Raw genomic sequence first — 15,774 nt, 5'->3', positions numbered from 1 at the left:
GCTACTGGGCGGTCGGTTTTAACAGCGAGCCTGCCGGGCGATGGGCGTCCAGATACTGCTGCTGGAAAATGCACATGCGGATGGTGTTACGGTACTCGCCGTTGATAAAGAACTCGTGAATCAGCTCTCCCTCCACCATAAAGCCTAATTTCTTGTAGATGTGTACGGCTTTGGCGTTCTCTTTATCCACGATCAGATAAAGCTTGTAGAGGTTGAGGACGGAAAAGCCGTAGTCCATCGCAAGCTTAGCGGCACGGGAGGCCAGCCCTTTGCCCTGGAAATCCGGGGCGATGATGATTTGAAACTCGGCGCGGCGGTGAACGTGGTTGATCTCCACTAATTCTACAAGGCCTGCTTTCTCGCCGTCGCACTCCACTACAAAGCGGCGTTCGCTCTGGTCGTGAATGTGCTTATCGTACAGGTCTGAAAGCTCAACGAAGGCTTCATAAGGCTCTTCAAACCAGTAGCGCATCACGCTCGCGTTGTTGTCCAGCTGATGGACGAAACGTAAATCTTCACGTTCAAGAGGGCGCAGCCTGATGCTGAGTTCTGTACTCATGGGGATTCCTTTCTGGGTGTAGACGGGGCTTTTCAGTTATCGATAGCTTTTGTGGATGACGCTGGCGCTTATCCACCCTACAAAAATAAGGCTTCAGAAGAGAAGCCTTATCGGTTCAATGCGGATATTACGGCGTGATGGCGCGACCGGTGCGACGATCCAGACAGCGCAGCGTATTGGGTTCCCAATAGGCATTCACGTTCGAACTTTGCTGGCAGTTGTCGCGGTTGTCGAAGGCGACATCGTCTTTATCCCACTCTTTTTCCGCTCGCTTATTTACCTTCTGACGTAAAGAGCGGGTGTCATTCCACTGCTCTTTTTCCATCGCGGCCTCCTGACGAGTCTGCGCGTTGTCCCCGGACTCAATAATCAGCTTGCTGGTTTCAGCCTGGGCCGGTTGAGTTAACGCGAACGCACTCATCAGTAACGCCAGAGGCAGCAAAGCCTGAGCCAGACGTTTGCGAAGGATTGTGTTCATTGCAGTTTCCTTTTTAGGTGAAGCACGACTTCATCGTTACTATAACACTGTGGTTCCAGTGCGCCATAGGGGCATCCGTTAGTCACTATTATCCCTGACAGAGTTCAATTGAAGCAAAACAACCTTACTGTTTCCCGCACTGGCCTGGTGTTTTAAGCCTGCTTTTCTCTTTGTTTAGCCCTCCTGAAGCCGCACGGAAAAATGTGACTCAGTCCGTCAAAATCGAATAAATATACTTGTATGGTAGTTCGTCCAGCGGTAGTTTTCTGCTCATTGTCGACCTGGAAACCTCCGTAGTAAGGAAAGCAGAATGAAAATTGTGAAGGCTGAAGTGTTTGTCACCTGTCCCGGCCGTAACTTCGTTACGTTAAAAATCACCACCGACGACGGGCTTACCGGCATCGGCGACGCCACCCTGAACGGGCGCGAACTGCCGGTGGCTTCTTATCTGCAGGATCACGTTTGCCCGCAGCTGATTGGCCGTGACGCGCACCGCATCGAAGATATCTGGCAGTTCTTCTATAAAGGCGCGTACTGGCGTCGCGGCCCGGTAACCATGTCGGCAATTTCCGCGGTGGACATGGCGCTGTGGGATATCAAGGCCAAAGCCGCAGGCATGCCGCTGTACCAGCTGCTGGGTGGCGCATCCCGCGAAGGTGTGATGGTTTACTGCCATACAACCGGCCACACGCTTGATGATGTGCTTGAGGATTACGCCCGCCATAAAGAGATGGGCTTCAAGGCGATTCGCGTGCAGTGCGGCGTGCCGGGGATGAAAACCACCTACGGCATGTCAAAAGGCAAGGGGCTTGCCTACGAGCCAGCCACCAAAGGCGCCTGGCCGGAGGAGCAGCTGTGGTCCACTGAAAAATACCTCGACTTCACGCCAAAGCTTTTCGACGCCGTGCGCAGCAAGTTTGGCTTTGAAGAACATCTGCTGCACGACATGCACCACCGCTTGACGCCGATCGAAGCGGCGCGCTTCGGCAAGAGCATTGAAGATTACCGCCTGTTCTGGATGGAAGACCCGACGCCTGCGGAAAACCAGGAGTGCTTCCGCCTCATCCGCCAGCACACCGTGACGCCAATTGCCGTCGGCGAAGTCTTCAACAGCATCTGGGACTGCAAGCAGCTTATTGAAGAGCAGCTAATCGACTATATCCGCACCACCATTACCCACGCGGGCGGCATCACCGGCATGCGCCGCATCGCCGATTTCGCCTCGCTTTACCAGGTGCGCACCGGTTCACATGGCCCGTCAGATCTCTCTCCGATCTGCATGGCCGCCGCGCTGCACTTTGACCTGTGGGTGCCGAACTTCGGCGTGCAGGAGTATATGGGCTATTCCGAGCAGATGCTGGAAGTGTTCCCGCACAGCTGGACCTTCGATAACGGCTATATGCATCCGGGCGAGAAGCCGGGGCTGGGTATCGAATTTGACGAAAAGCTGGCGGCGAAATACCCGTATGAGCCCGCGCATCTGCCGGTAGCCCGCCTCGAAGACGGCACCTTGTGGAACTGGTAGGCCATTAGCCGCAGCGGCCAGGGATGGTAACAACCTCAACCCTACAATAAAGGTCAGATAATCATGGTCAGTTCAGTCGATATTAAGAATGATGCAGGAAACAGGTCGATCATCCGGCGTGTAGCTTCGGCATCGGCTATCGGTACCGCCGCTGAGTACTATGACTTTTTCGCCTATGGCACGGCTGCCGTGCTGTTTTTCGGCCATCTGTTTTTCCCCAGCGCAGATCCGTTAATCAGCACGCTGGCCGCCTTTGCCACCTATGCCGTGGGCTTTCTGGCCCGGCCGCTGGGGGGCATTGTCTTCGGCCATATCGGCGATAAGGTCGGGCGTAAAAAGGCCCTGGTTATCACCATCCTGATTGTCGGGTTAGGGACGTTCTGCATTGGGCTGCTGCCAACCTATGAAAAGATTGGCGCCTGGGCACCCGCGCTGCTGATCCTCATCCGCGTACTGCAGGGCTTTGGCGTAGGAGGAGAGCAGGCGGGGGCGGTGCTGATGACCGCAGAATATTCGGCACCCGCCAGGCGCGGCTATTTCTCCAGCTGGGTGCAGATTGGCGCACCGGTTGGCTTTTTATTACCGCTGGCGCTCTTCGCGCTGCTGAACGCCACGCTGTCGCCGGAAGAGATGATGGACTACGGCTGGCGCATTCCGTTTCTGCTGAGCCTGCTGCTGGTGATCGTCGGGCTGTTTATCCGCCTGCGCATTGACGAATCGCCGGTCTTTGCACAGATCCGGGAAACCAAAGCGGAAGAGTCGCGCCCGCTGATTGAGGTGGTTCGCGACTATCCCGGCATCGTGGTGAAAGGCGTCTGCGCGAAGCTTATCGAAGCCTGCACCTTTGCGATGTTTACCGTCATCGTGCTGGCCTACGGCAAGGCGAACAATCTGGATGCCAATATTTTAATGGAAACCATGATTGTAGCCGTCGTGCTTGAGGTGCTGGCTATCCCGTTAATGGGCGCGCTGTGCGACAAGGTAGGCCGAAAGCCCGTCTATATTCTGGGGGCGCTGCTACAGGTCATTATGATTATTCCGTTCTTTATGGCGATTAATCAGGATTCCTTCTGGTTAACCCAGCTGGTGATGATTCTGGTGCTGAGCTTCGGCCACAGCATGTGCTACGCCCCGCAGGCTTCGTTTTTCCCGGAGCTGTTCCCGACGCATATCCGCTGCAGCGGCATTGCCCTGATCTGGCAGGTTGGCTCGCTTATCGGCAGCGGCGTGCTGGGGCTGGTGGCGGTGAAGATATTGCAGATGACCGGCGGACATTATTACGGGCTGGCAATTTATGTCATCGTGCTGGGGATTATTTCCGTTATTGGCTTGCTGACCATGCCGGAAACCGCGCCGCTGAAGCTTAAAAAAGAATTCCACGAATGGCATAAACATTAATTACCGTGGCCGGACATGCCACCGGCCCTCAAACACAGTTGAGTATTTTATTTTTGATAATGAGAAGATAAATATGAAAAGCATCACTATTCAGACACCAGGAAAATTAGAGATTGAGGAACGTCCACTTGTTAATCCACAGGCTGGCGAAGTCCGTATCAAAGTATCCAGCGCCGGTATTTGCGGTTCGGATGTGCATATTTATCGCGGGCACAATCCTTTCGCGAAATACCCGCGCGTTATCGGCCATGAATTCTTTGGCCATATTGACGCGGTCGGCGAGGGCGTAGACGCGTCGCGCATTGGCGAGCGAGTAGTCGGTGACCCGGTGGTGAGCTGCGGACACTGTTATCCCTGCTCGGTAGGCCGCCCAAACGTATGCGCTGAGCTTCAGGTCATTGGCGTGCACCGCGACGGCGGCTTCAGCGAGTTTATTACGCTGCCCGCTAAAAATGCCCACGTGGTGCCGGACAGCATTCCCGATAACGAAGCAACGATGGTGGAGCCGTTCACCATTGCCGCCAACATTTGCAGCCAGCTGAACCCTGGCCCTTTAGACACGGCGCTGGTCTATGGCGCAGGCCCAATGGGGCTGACCTCAATCCAGGCGCTGCGCGGCGTCTATGGCGTGAAAGAGATTATCGTGGCGGACCGCATTGACGAGCGTCTGGCTATGGCGGAGCTTAACGGTGCCGACCGGGTTATCAACAACACGAATATCGATTTGAAAAGCTGGCTGGAAGAAAAGGGCATTCGCCCAACGGTGATTATTGACGCCGCCTGTCATCCTGCAATTCTGCCGGAAGCCATTAGCCTGGCATCCCCGGCCGCCCGCATCGGCATTATGGGGTTCTCTTCGGATCCTTGCGTTATCAGCCAGCAGGGTATCACCAGTAAAGAGCTGTCTATTTTCAGCTCGCGCTTAAACAGCAACCGCTTCCCGCAGGTGATTAGCTGGATGACAGAGAAAAAAGTCCAGCCGGAGAAATTAATTACCCATCAGTACCCTTATACCGAGGTGCTGGAGGCGATGAAGATATTTGAAGAAGACCAGAAGCACTGCTGCAAGGTCCTTTTGAAATTTTAAACCACACATCATTACGCTCATTTTGTTGTTTTGCGTACCCTACAAAATAGTAAGACCGTATTTATGGAGTAGTTATGGCTAAGAATTTACGCTGGATAATCGTACTGTTGCTGTTTTTAGTCTATATGATCAATTACCTCGACCGGGTTGCGTTATCTATTACCTTGCCGATGATCGAAAAAGATCTGACTATTAATGCCGAAGAGTTCGGGATGATATTTGGCAGCTTCTTCTTTGGTTACGCTTTATTTAATTTCATCGGCGGCCTGGCGGTGGATAAGTTCGGCCCGATGGTCGTGCTGGGCAGCGCCGTTGGCCTGTGGTCTATCTTCTGCGGTATGACCGCGCTGGCAACCGGCTTCTGGTCGATGCTGATTCTGCGCGTGCTGTTCGGCATGGCGGAGGGGCCAATTTGTTCGTCGGCTAACAAGATGATTAACGGCTGGTTCCCGCGAAAACAGGCGGCGACGGCCGTTGGCTTCCTCAGCGCGGGTTCGCCGTTGGGCGGCGCGGTTGCCGGGCCAATCGTCGGTTATCTGGCGCTCTCGTTCGGCTGGCGTCCGGCGTTTATGATCATCTGCTGCATCGGTATCGTCTGGATGCTGGTCTGGTTCTTTATCGTGGCGGACAGCCCGGAGAAAAGCCGTCGCGTCAGCGCGGAAGAGCAGGCGTATATCGCGGAGCTTAAAGCGCAGGATGACGCTGCTAACAGCGGCCTGAATGATGATGCTTCCGACCATACGCTGGGCCACTATCTTAAGCAGCCTATTATCCTGGTCACCGCTTTTGCCTTCTTCTGTTACAACTATATTCTGTTCTTCTTCCTGAGCTGGTTCCCGTCTTATCTGGTACAGGCGCACGGGCTGAATATTAAAGAGATGAGTATTACCACGGTTATTCCATGGATCGTCGGCTTTGTCGGCCTGGCGCTCGGCGGCGTTATTTCCGACGCAATTTTGCGCATCACCGGGAAACTTCTGCTTTCCAGAAAAATTGTCTTAGTGGTTTGCTTACTGGCAGCGGCTATCTGCGTTGCGCTTGCTGGCTCGGTCAGCTCGGTTGTTCCGGCCGTCATCCTGATGTCCATCTCTATCTTCTTCCTGTACGTCACCGGCTCTATTTACTGGGCGATTATTCAGGACGTGGTGACTAAAAAGCGTATCGGCAGCGTCAGCGGGTTTATTCACTTTGTCGGCAGCATCTCCGGGATTATCGGCCCGATTGTCACCGGCTTCATCGTGCAGAATACCGGCAAGTTTGACAGCGCCTTTATCCTTGCGGGGGTGGTGGCAGCCGTCGGTGCGGTGCTGGTCTTCTTTGTTATCAAACAGCCAAAAACTGAAAAGCCTCTGGCAATCAGCCATTCCTGAGTGCGGCTGGCCATTTTGTGAGTTGTCATACAAATTATGAATTTGTGTCATACCAAACGCCGGAACATTAATTCAAATCAAAATGCAGACTACCATAGCAGGTAGTCTGTAGCTGTCCCGAGATCCCTAAACAGCGAGTTTTAAAATGGAAAACAAGCTCTTAACTGCAAAAGCCACCGTGCCGCACTACGACCGTAATAAACTTGTCCCGCGCATCGTGCACCTGGGCTTCGGCGCGTTTCATCGCGCGCACCAGGCCGTTTATGCCGATATCCTTGCTCAGGAGCACGGCAGCGACTGGGGCTACTGCGAAGTAAACCTGGTCGGCGGCGAACAGCAGATTGCCGACCTCAAACAGCAGGATAAACTGTACAGCGTGGCTGAAATGTCCGCCGATGGCTGGCAGTGCCGCGTGGTGGGCGTAGTGAAAAAGGCGCTTCACGCTCAGGTTGACGGCCTGGAGGCCGTATTTGATGCCATGATGCAGCCAGAAGTGGCGATTGTTTCCCTTACCGTGACGGAAAAGGGCTACTGCCACGCTCCTGCCACGGGGACAATCCTGATGGATCACCCGTTTATCGTGCATGACCTGGCAAACCCGCACCAGCCGCAGTCCGCACCTGGCGTGATTGTCGAAGCGCTGGCGCGCCGTAAAGCAGCCGGGCTGCCCCCGTTTAGCGTGATGTCCTGCGACAACATGCCGGAAAACGGCCATGTGACCCGCAACGTGATCACCGCTTTAGCCGAGGCCATCAGTCCGGAACTGGGTGCCTGGATCAAAGCTAACGTCACGTTCCCGTCAACGATGGTAGACCGTATTGTGCCTGCCGTGACGCCAGAAACCCTGGCGCTGGTTGAGCAGGCGACGGGCGTAGCGGATCCGGCTGCGGTGGCCTGTGAGCCGTTCCGCCAGTGGGTTATCGAAGATAATTTCGTTGCCGGGCGTCCAGCGTGGGAAAAAGCAGGCGCTGAACTGGTTAAGGACGTGCTGCCGTTTGAAGAGATGAAGCTGCGAATGCTTAACGGCAGCCACTCCTTCCTGGCCTATCTGGGCTATCTGGCGGGCTACCAGCATATTTCTGACTGCATGCAGGATGAAAACTACCGCCGCATGGCCCATGCGCTGATGCTTAACGAACAGGCTCCTACGCTTAAGGTGCAGGGCGTTGATTTAGGCAAGTACGCAGATTCGCTGATTGCCCGCTACACCAACCCGGCCCTGAAGCACCGCACCTGGCAAATCGCCATGGACGGCAGCCAGAAGCTTCCGCAGCGCTGGCTGGACTCCATTCGCTGGCATCTGGCGAACGGCAGCCGTTTCGATCTGCTGGCGCTGGGCGTGGCGGGCTGGATGCGCTACGTCGGCGGCGTGGACGAGCAGGGCGAAAAAATCGAGGTCAGCGATCCGCTTCTGCCGTCGATTCAGCAGGCGGTGTCAGGAAGCAAGGAAGGGGAAGCCCGCGTGCAGGCGCTGCTGGGGCTGAAAACCATCTTTGGCGAAGATTTACCGGCAAACGAGAAATTCGTGAAGCAGGTGACAGAAGCTTATCTTGCGGTGCGTGAAAACGGCGCTAAAGCAACGGTGGCGAAGTACTGATTGGCCCGGCGTCATCCGTCAGATTTTGTCGGATGACGCTTTGCTTATCCGACCTACGAAAGCGTAAGCACCTTACACTTCCGTGTAATATCACTCCTCGCTAAACCAGTCTTTGTTCTCCTGACGAATCAATAGGATGGACTGGCTTATCTCATGCAGATGGCGGTGCATCGCCTGATCCACATCGTGCTCATTATGCCTTTGTAACGCTTCGAAAATGTCGTAATGCTGCGCCAGCAGCATGTCCGGCGGGGAGACGTGATCGAGGCTCATATAACGCACCCGGTCCATTGATGCCTTGATATTCTCCACCGTGTCCCACGCCAGCTGGCAGTCCGCCACCAGCGCGAGCTGATGGTGAAACTCGTCATCCAGCTGGAAAAAGTCGTCCAGCTGATTTCGATCAATCGCTATGCGCTGCTGATTCAGAAGCTGTTCAATCTGATAAAGATGGCTGTCCGTCGCCATGCTCGCCGCCCGTTTCACCACCGCTCGCTCAATCGCCTCGCGGATAAAACAGCCGTTTTTGACATGCGTGACGGAAATTCGGTTCACGTAGGTTCCACGCTGCGGGCGTATCTGCACCAGGCCCGTTTCGGCGAGCTTGATAAACGCTTCGCGCACCGGCTGGCGGGAAACGTTAAACCGTACGGAAACTTCTTTTTCAGAAAGCGGGGTGCCTGGAGGGATCAAACAACGAACGATATCGCTGCGCAGAATACGATAGATTTGCTGATTAACGGGCTGCGTAGGATTGAGAACCGAAGGTGATGGCATGGCTTTGTTCTTATTTAGAAAACTTAACTAAATTTACCACCGATCGGTGGGATCTCCCATACCCGAACCTGCAATCCGGGTAGGGAAAAAGGATTAGCCTTCGCGGTGAACGCTTAGCCCGGCAAAGGTCTGGCTGACCGGCATCATCTCAAGGGTGTTGATGTTGACGTGCTTCGGCAGCGTTGCCACCCACCAGACGGCTTCCGTCACGTCTTCCGGCGTCAGCGCGTTGGCGTTTTCGTAGGTTTTACCCACTTTTTCGTCATCGCCCTTAAAGCGCACGTTAGAGAATTCTGTTCCTTCCACCAGACCGGGTTCGATATCGGTCACGCGAATCGCCGTTTTATGCAGGTCGGTACGCAGGTTAAGGCTGAACTGGCGAACGAACGCCTTGGTCGCGCCGTAAACGTTGCCGCCAGCATAAGGCCAGCTCCCGGCGGTTGAGCCGATATTAATGATATGACCGCGGTTGCGCTCAACCATGCCCGGCAGCACCGCGCGGGTCATGTACACCAGGCCTTTATTGTTGGTGTCGATCATTGTTTCCCAGTCGTCGGCATCGGCCTTGTGGGCAGGCTCCATACCCAGCGCCAGACCGGCGTTGTTCACCAGAATATCAATGTCGCGCCATTCGGCAGGCAGGTGCTCCATCGCCTGTTCGATGGCGGCACGGTTACGCACGTCCAGCTGCAGGGTGAGGACGCTGTCGCCCAGCTCTTCCTGCAGCTCCTGTAAGCGCTCCTGGCGACGGCCGGTAGCAATTACTTTGTGTCCGTTCTGAATAAAACGACGGGTGATGCTCTCGCCAAAGCCAGCGGTGGCGCCGGTTACCATAATAATCATGTCACTGTTCCTCAACGCTTTTACGTCTTAATACCTTAGCATGGCTACCCGGCCTGCGATAAACGAAGTTTCGCGCTGCGCGAAAGTAGTGCAGGAAGGCGCATCCGCTGCCACATGCGGGTGCAGTTTGTGAGCATTGCTCTTTCGTTGCGCAACGGAGTGGTAAAGCAACCGTTTGCCATGGTTTTGCAACCTGGCATCAACGTTGCAACAGAACATTAACTATTCCTCAGCACATAGCGGGTACGGCGATGGCAGTTAATTATACGCAGGCGATACGCGGCCAGTTTTTTGATATCGCGAAGGTGGGAGCCAGCCCCGAGGCGCTGAAGGCCAACGCCCGGCATCTGGACGACGGCCTTCTGTTTCTGAACGGCGGCACCATTGCCGCGCTGTTACCCTGGGAAGAAGGGCGCGGCCTGCTGCGCCATGAAACGGACTATCTGGACAGCCGCGACAAGCTGATCCTGCCGGGCTTCGTGGATACCCATCTGCACTATCCGCAGACGGAGATGATCGGTGCCTACGGCGAGCAGCTTCTGGAGTGGCTGGAGACCTACACCTTCCCGGTGGAGAGCCAGTATCAATGCCGCGACCATGCGGCGCGGATGTCGGCATTCTTCCTCAGCCAGCTATTAAGCAACGGCACGACCACGGCCCTGGTCTTTGGCACGGTACACCCGCAGTCGGTGGATGCGCTGTTCAGCGCGGCGGAGCATGTCGGCATGCGGATGATTGCCGGAAAGGTCATGATGGACCGCAACGCGCCGGAATACCTGACGGAAACCCCGGAGCAGAGCTACCGGCAGACGCGGGAGCTGATTCTGCGCTGGCACAAACGGGGCCGTCTGAACTACGCGCTTACGCCACGTTTTGCCCCCACATCCTCCCCGGAGTTACTGGCGGCGGTGCAGAAGCTGCGCGAAGAGTTCCCGGACACCTGGGTCCATACCCATCTGAGCGAAAACAGCAGCGAAGTGGACTGGGTCAAAGCCCTGTGGCCCGAGCACGCCAGCTATCTCGGCGTCTACCATCACTACAATCTGACGGGCAAACGCAGCGTGTTTGCCCACGGGATCCATCTTCAGGAATGCGAGTGGGACTGCCTGCACGAGACGGACTCATCTCTGGCTTTTTGCCCGACCTCAAACCTGTTTCTCGGCAGCGGCCTGTTTAACCTGAAACAGTGCCAGCATAAGCAGGTTCGCATGGGAATCGGCACCGACGTGGGCGCAGGGACGACGTTTAATATGCTGCAAACCCTGGCGGAGGCCTACAAGGTGGCGCAGCTGCAAAGCTATCGTCTGTCAGCGTGCGAAGCTTTTTACCATGCCACCCTGGGCGGCGCGCACGCGCTGGATCTGGACGGCAAGATTGGCAACTTCCAGACCGGCAAAGAGGCCGACTTCGTGATCCTCGACCCGGTGGTTACCCCGTTGCAAAAACTGCGCTACGCCAGTAGCCGCGACATCTACGAGAAGCTGTTTATCCTGATGACGCTCGGGGATGACCGCAATATCTGGCAAACATGGATCGACGGAAAATGCGCCTGGCAGCGCGACGCGCTGGAGGTGGCGGCATGATCCAGTTTCTGCTTAATCAGACGGTGAAAACGCTGGATGATGTCGATCCCAATACCACCGTGCTGAACTGGCTGCGCGGCAGCGAACGGCGCTGCGGCACAAAGGAGGGCTGCGCATCCGGGGATTGCGGGGCCTGCACCGTTGTGCTGGGCAGCAGCGACGGCGGGAAGATGCGGTATGACACGGCGAACAGCTGCATCACGCTGATCGGTCAGCTCGACGGCAAACAGCTGCTGACGGTGGAAGATCTTGCCGATAACGGCACGCTTCACCCGGTACAGCAGGCGATGGCGGACTGCCACGCGTCACAGTGCGGCTTCTGCACGCCGGGCTTCGTGATGTCCACGTTTGCGCTGCAAAAGACGCAGGCGACGGTCAGCCGTCACGATATTGAACAGCATCTCGGCGGCAACCTGTGCCGCTGCACGGGCTACCGGCCAATCATTGAGGCGGTGGAGCGGGCCTGTAACATGTCCGAAGATCGGTTCACTCCGCTGGAAGAGCAGACCGCCCGTCGGCTGGAGGCGATGAGCAGCCCGGATACCGCAATATTAATGAAATCCAGCCGCTGCCTGCTGCCGAAAAGCCTCGACCGGCTGGCGGAGATTTATCTGCAAAACCCCGAGGCCCGGCTGCTGGCGGGCGGCACCGATCTGGCGCTGACCATCACCCAGCAGTACAAAACGATGCCTTTAATCATCGGCATCAGCCAGATAAAAGAGCTGCAGGAGATAACCGTCACCGCCGATGAGATCCGCATTGGCTCCGCCGCCACTTTACAGGTCTGTCAGCAGGCGCTGGCCGGCCATATCCCGGCGTTCAGCCTGCTGCTGGAGCGCTTTGCCTCCCGGCAGATTCGTAACCACGGCACCCTCGGCGGCAATCTGGCAAACGCTTCACCCATAGGGGACTGCGCGCCAGTGCTGCTGGCGCTGGATGCGGTGCTTGAACTGCGCGGCGGGGCCGAGACTCGCAGGCTGCCGCTCGGGCAGTTCTTCCTCGGCTACCGGCAGACCGCCCTGGCCGCAGGGGAGTTTATCAGCCATATCCTTATACCACGCGTGACACTGTCACCAAATTTCAAAGTCTGGAAAGTTTCTAAACGCATGGACGACGATATTTCTACCGTGCTAGGCGCGTTTAACCTTCATCTCAACGAAGGCGTAGTGATGAGCGCCAGCGTTGCCTTCGGTGGCATGGCTGCCGTCCCTGCCAGAGCAAAGCACTGCGAGCAGGCGCTGATTGGCCAGCCGTTTAACCAACAGACGCTGGCAGCGGCCAGTCAGGCGCTGGCAGAAGATTTCCAGCCGCTGAGTGATTTTCGCGGCAGCGGTCGCTACCGCCTTGCCGTGGCGCAAAACCTGCTGCGCCGCCTGATGCTGCAAAGCAGCGAAGCCCAAATGCCGCTGGAGGTGCAGAATTATGTCAACTAACCCGGTTAGCCTCTCTGAACAGGCATTGGTTGAACAGTTTGCCCGCGAGCTGTCCGGCGGCGCGGGCCGCAGCCGCAGGCATGAAAGCGCCGATAAACAGGTCAGCGGCAAAGCGGAGTACATCGACGACAGGCCGACGCCGCCCGGCCTGCTGCACCTGTGTCCGGTGCTCAGCGAACATGCTCACGCCAGAATCGCCAATATTGATGTCAGCGCCTGCCTTGCCGTTCCCGGCGTGGTGCGGGTGTTCGGCTGGCAGGATGTGCCGGGCGAGCTGGATATCGGGCCGCTGGAGCCGGGCGATCCGCTGTTTGCCAGAGACAGAGTCGAGTATCACGGACAGGTCGTGCTGACCGTCGCCGCTGAAACGCCGGAAGCCGCGCGCGCTGCAGCCCGGCTCGCAAAAATTGAATATCAAATTCTGGAGCCGCTGCTGGATGTGGAAGTCGCACTGGCGCGGAAAAGCTACGTTCAGGAACCGCATATCCATCAGCGCGGGGATGCAAAATCCGCGCTGGCGGCGGCTGCGCATCGCGTTCAGGGCCAGTTCCATATTGGTGGCCAGGAGCACTTTTATCTGGAAGGGCAGATTGCCATGGTGCAGCCCGGCGAGGACGGCAGCGTCACGGTCTGGTCGTCCACCCAGCACCCGACGGAGGTGCAGAAGCTGGTGGCTTCGGTACTGGGCGTTTCAATGAATAAAGTGACCGTCGATATGCGCCGCATGGGCGGCGGCTTCGGCGGCAAAGAGACGCAGGCCGCCAGCTTTGCGTGCCATGCCGCACTGGCGGCAATACTGACCGGCCGCCCGGCAAAAATGCGTGTTTCACGCCGTGACGATATGCGCATTACCGGCAAACGCCACCCGTTCTTTGTGCGCTATGACGTGGGGTTTACCGATGAGGGAATGCTGAACGGCGTGGTTATCGATCTGGCGGCCAACTGCGGCTATTCGCTGGATCTTTCAGGATCGATCTGCGACCGGGCGATGTTCCACGCCGACAACGCCTACTATCTTGGCGACGCGCTGATTACCGGCTATCGCTGCCGTACAAATCTGGCCTCCAATACGGCCTACCGGGGATTTGGCGGCCCGCAGGGCATGGTGGCCATCGAGCAGATCATGGACCACATTGCCCGCGAGCTGGGGCTGGACCCGCTCGAAGTACGCAAACGTAATTATTACGGCGAGCACGAGCGCAACGTTACCCATTACCATCAAAAGGTTGAACACAACATCCTGCCGGAAATCACTCGTCAGCTGGAAGAGAGCGCAGGCTACGCGGCACGGCGCGCAGAAATAGAAATGTTTAATCGCCAGAGTCCCGTGCTCAAACGCGGGCTGGCGCTGACGCCTGTTAAATTCGGCATCTCGTTTACCTCCAGCTTTCTGAACCAGGCCGGAGCGCTGGTTGTTATCTACACCGACGGCACGGTACAGCTCAACCACGGCGGCACGGAAATGGGCCAGGGGCTGAACACCAAAGTGGCGCAGATTGTCGCCAGCGTGCTGCAAATCCCTCTGGAGCAGATTCAGGTCTGCGCTACTAACACCGGTAAAGTGCCTAATACCTCGCCGACGGCTGCGTCTTCCGGAACCGATCTTAACGGCAAGGCGGCAGAAATCGCGGCGCAGACCATAAAAGATCGGCTGGTGGAGATGCTTCGCGGGTTACACCGCTGTTCTGCGGAGCAGGTCGAGTTTCGCAACGGCATAGTTAAAGTACCCGGTCATCATTTCACCTTTGCAGAGGTGGCAAATATGGCGTGGCTGAACCAGCTGCCGCTCTCCGCCAGCGGATTTTATAAGGTGCCGGGCATTCATTACGATCGTGCCGCCGGGCGCGGGCAGCCGTTCTACTACTTCTCCTACGGCGCGGCCTGCTCGGAGGTGATTGTCGATACCCTGACCGGGGAGTATCGCCTGCTGCGCACGGATATACTGCATGACGTCGGCACCTCCCTGAATCCGGCGCTGGATATCGCCCAGATAGAAGGGGGCTTTGTTCAGGGCGCGGGCTGGCTGACCTGCGAGGAGCTGGTATGGAGCGACAAAGGCCAGCTGCTGACCGACAGCCCGATGAGCTACAAAATCCCGGCGATCGGCGATGCGCCCGCTGACTTCCGCGTTACGCTGCTGGCCGACCACGCCAATCCGCAGCGGACGGTCTATCGCTCGAAGGCCGTTGGCGAACCGCCGTTTATGCTCGGCATCTCCGTGTGGTGCGCCCTGCAGGATGCGGTTGCCAGCGTCACCGGCTATCGCAAACATCCCTTACTGGACGCTCCCGCTACGCCTGAACGGGTCTTCTGGGGCTGTCAGGAGGCAGAATGAACGACGAGTGGATCGGCATTCTGTCGCAGCTGCGCGAGCGTCGCGAACCCTGCGTTCTGCTCACCGTGCTGGAGGATAAAGGATCGGTGCCGCGTAACGGCGGCACAAAAATGGTGGTCGGGGCGGAACAAACCTGGCTGACCATCGGCGGCGGGCACCTGGAGTTTCAGTGCATCGCGATGGCTCGTGAGATGCTGGGAAACAGTGCCAGCACGCCGAGGGTGGAGCACTTTAATCTGGGGGCGCGGCTGGGCCAGTGCTGCGGAGGGATGACGAAGGTGCTGTTCGAGCCGCTCATCCAGCCGCAGCCGCAGATAATCGTATTTGGCGCGGGCCACGTTGGCAGAGCGCTCGTCTCACTGCTGGCGACGCTGCCATGCCGTACTACCTGGGTCGATGAGCGTCAGGATCAGTTTTTAAACGTGCCGGATGGGGTAAAGGCTGTTCACGCTGAAGATCCGCTTGATGCGGTGGCGGCTGCCGCGCCGGACAGCTACTTTGTCGTCATGACCCACCATCATCCACGCGATCTGGAGCTGGCCGAGGCGATACTCAAGCGCGGGGATTACCGCTATTTTGGCCTGATTGGATCGCAGACCAAACGTCAGCGTTTTGAATATCGCCTGGCGGGAAAAGGTGTGACGGCCCGGCAGCTCACCACCATGCGCTGCCCGGTGGGGCTTGCGGACGTGAAGGGCAAGCTCCCGGCGGAAATCGCCGTGGCGGTTGCGGCAGAGATTATTACCGTTTACCAGGCAGGCCTTTGACTCCGGCGGATGACGCTGGCGC

13 protein-coding genes are annotated in these 15,774 nt (G+C 57.1%); 9 read left to right on the top strand and 4 right to left on the bottom strand.

What is annotated here, in order from left to right:
* Nucleotide 1: 1 nt before the first annotated feature.
* On the bottom strand, nt 2-559 hold the full coding sequence (gene speG / locus AAE045_RS06795; protein ID WP_455547048.1) for a spermidine N1-acetyltransferase: 558 nt from the start codon (nt 557-559) through the stop codon (nt 2-4).
* A 127-nt stretch (nt 560-686) separates the two neighbouring features.
* A complete protein-coding gene (locus AAE045_RS06790; RefSeq protein WP_455547047.1) occupies nt 687-1,037 on the bottom strand; it encodes a DUF1283 family protein in 351 nt (116 codons plus the stop codon).
* Between the two features lie 310 nt (nt 1,038-1,347).
* On the opposite strand from AAE045_RS06790, the gene rspA reads away from it, so the two are divergent.
* The 5 genes from rspA (at nt 1,348) to AAE045_RS06765 (ending at nt 8,014) form a co-directional block, all read left to right on the top strand.
* A complete protein-coding gene (gene rspA, locus AAE045_RS06785) occupies nt 1,348-2,562 on the top strand; it encodes a starvation-sensing protein RspA (RefSeq protein WP_202304241.1) in 1,215 nt (404 codons plus the stop codon).
* 63 nt (nt 2,563-2,625) lie between these two features.
* Nucleotides 2,626-3,960, top strand: a complete 1,335-nt coding sequence (locus tag AAE045_RS06780; RefSeq protein WP_202304240.1) for an MFS transporter — start codon at nt 2,626-2,628, stop codon at nt 3,958-3,960.
* 73 nt (nt 3,961-4,033) lie between these two features.
* Nucleotides 4,034-5,047, top strand: a complete 1,014-nt coding sequence (locus AAE045_RS06775; protein ID WP_455547046.1) for a Zn-dependent oxidoreductase — start codon at nt 4,034-4,036, stop codon at nt 5,045-5,047.
* Between the two features lie 74 nt (nt 5,048-5,121).
* Nucleotides 5,122-6,417 carry an MFS transporter gene (locus tag AAE045_RS06770; protein ID WP_455547045.1) on the top strand — a complete coding sequence of 432 codons (1,296 nt, stop codon included), beginning with the start codon at nt 5,122-5,124 and terminating at the stop codon, nt 6,415-6,417.
* 145 nt (nt 6,418-6,562) lie between these two features.
* Nucleotides 6,563-8,014 (top strand): mannitol dehydrogenase family protein, encoded by a 1,452-nt coding sequence (locus AAE045_RS06765; RefSeq protein ID WP_455547044.1) that lies wholly within the window; start codon nt 6,563-6,565, stop codon nt 8,012-8,014.
* Between the two features lie 90 nt (nt 8,015-8,104).
* On the opposite strand, the gene AAE045_RS06760 is transcribed toward AAE045_RS06765, so the two are convergent.
* Nucleotides 8,105-8,791: a GntR family transcriptional regulator gene (locus AAE045_RS06760; RefSeq protein WP_202304236.1), complete on the bottom strand. Its 687-nt coding sequence runs from the start codon at nt 8,789-8,791 to the stop codon at nt 8,105-8,107.
* 93 nt (nt 8,792-8,884) lie between these two features.
* Nucleotides 8,885-9,634, bottom strand: coding sequence for a bifunctional NADP-dependent 3-hydroxy acid dehydrogenase/3-hydroxypropionate dehydrogenase YdfG (gene ydfG, locus AAE045_RS06755; RefSeq protein WP_202304235.1), 750 nt, complete (start codon nt 9,632-9,634; stop codon nt 8,885-8,887).
* Between the two features lie 251 nt (nt 9,635-9,885).
* On the opposite strand from ydfG, the gene guaD reads away from it, so the two are divergent.
* The 4 genes from guaD to xdhC are packed head-to-tail and all read left to right on the top strand — an operon-like array spanning nt 9,886 to nt 15,752.
* Entirely contained in the window at nt 9,886-11,217 is a 1,332-nt protein-coding gene (guaD, locus tag AAE045_RS06750) for a guanine deaminase (protein WP_455547043.1), read from the top strand.
* On the top strand, nt 11,214-12,650 hold the full coding sequence (gene xdhA / locus AAE045_RS06745) for a xanthine dehydrogenase small subunit (RefSeq protein ID WP_455547042.1): 1,437 nt from the start codon (nt 11,214-11,216) through the stop codon (nt 12,648-12,650). The genes guaD and xdhA overlap by 4 nt, the downstream gene beginning before the upstream one ends.
* Complete coding sequence (gene xdhB, locus AAE045_RS06740; protein WP_455547041.1) at nt 12,640-14,985, top strand: xanthine dehydrogenase molybdopterin binding subunit; 2,346 nt, start codon at nt 12,640-12,642, stop codon at nt 14,983-14,985. The genes xdhA and xdhB overlap by 11 nt, the downstream gene beginning before the upstream one ends.
* Entirely contained in the window at nt 14,982-15,752 is a 771-nt protein-coding gene (gene xdhC / locus AAE045_RS06735) for a xanthine dehydrogenase accessory protein XdhC (protein ID WP_455547040.1), read from the top strand. Before xdhB ends, xdhC begins: the two co-directional genes overlap by 4 nt.
* Nucleotides 15,753-15,774 lie beyond the last annotated feature (22 nt).

It is taken from the genome of Dryocola clanedunensis (assembly GCF_038405435.1).
Taxonomy (GTDB): Bacteria; Pseudomonadota; Gammaproteobacteria; order Enterobacterales; family Enterobacteriaceae; genus Dryocola; species Dryocola clanedunensis_A.
Note: the sequence above shows the minus strand (reverse complement) of the source record. Positions and strands in the feature narration are given on the sequence as shown.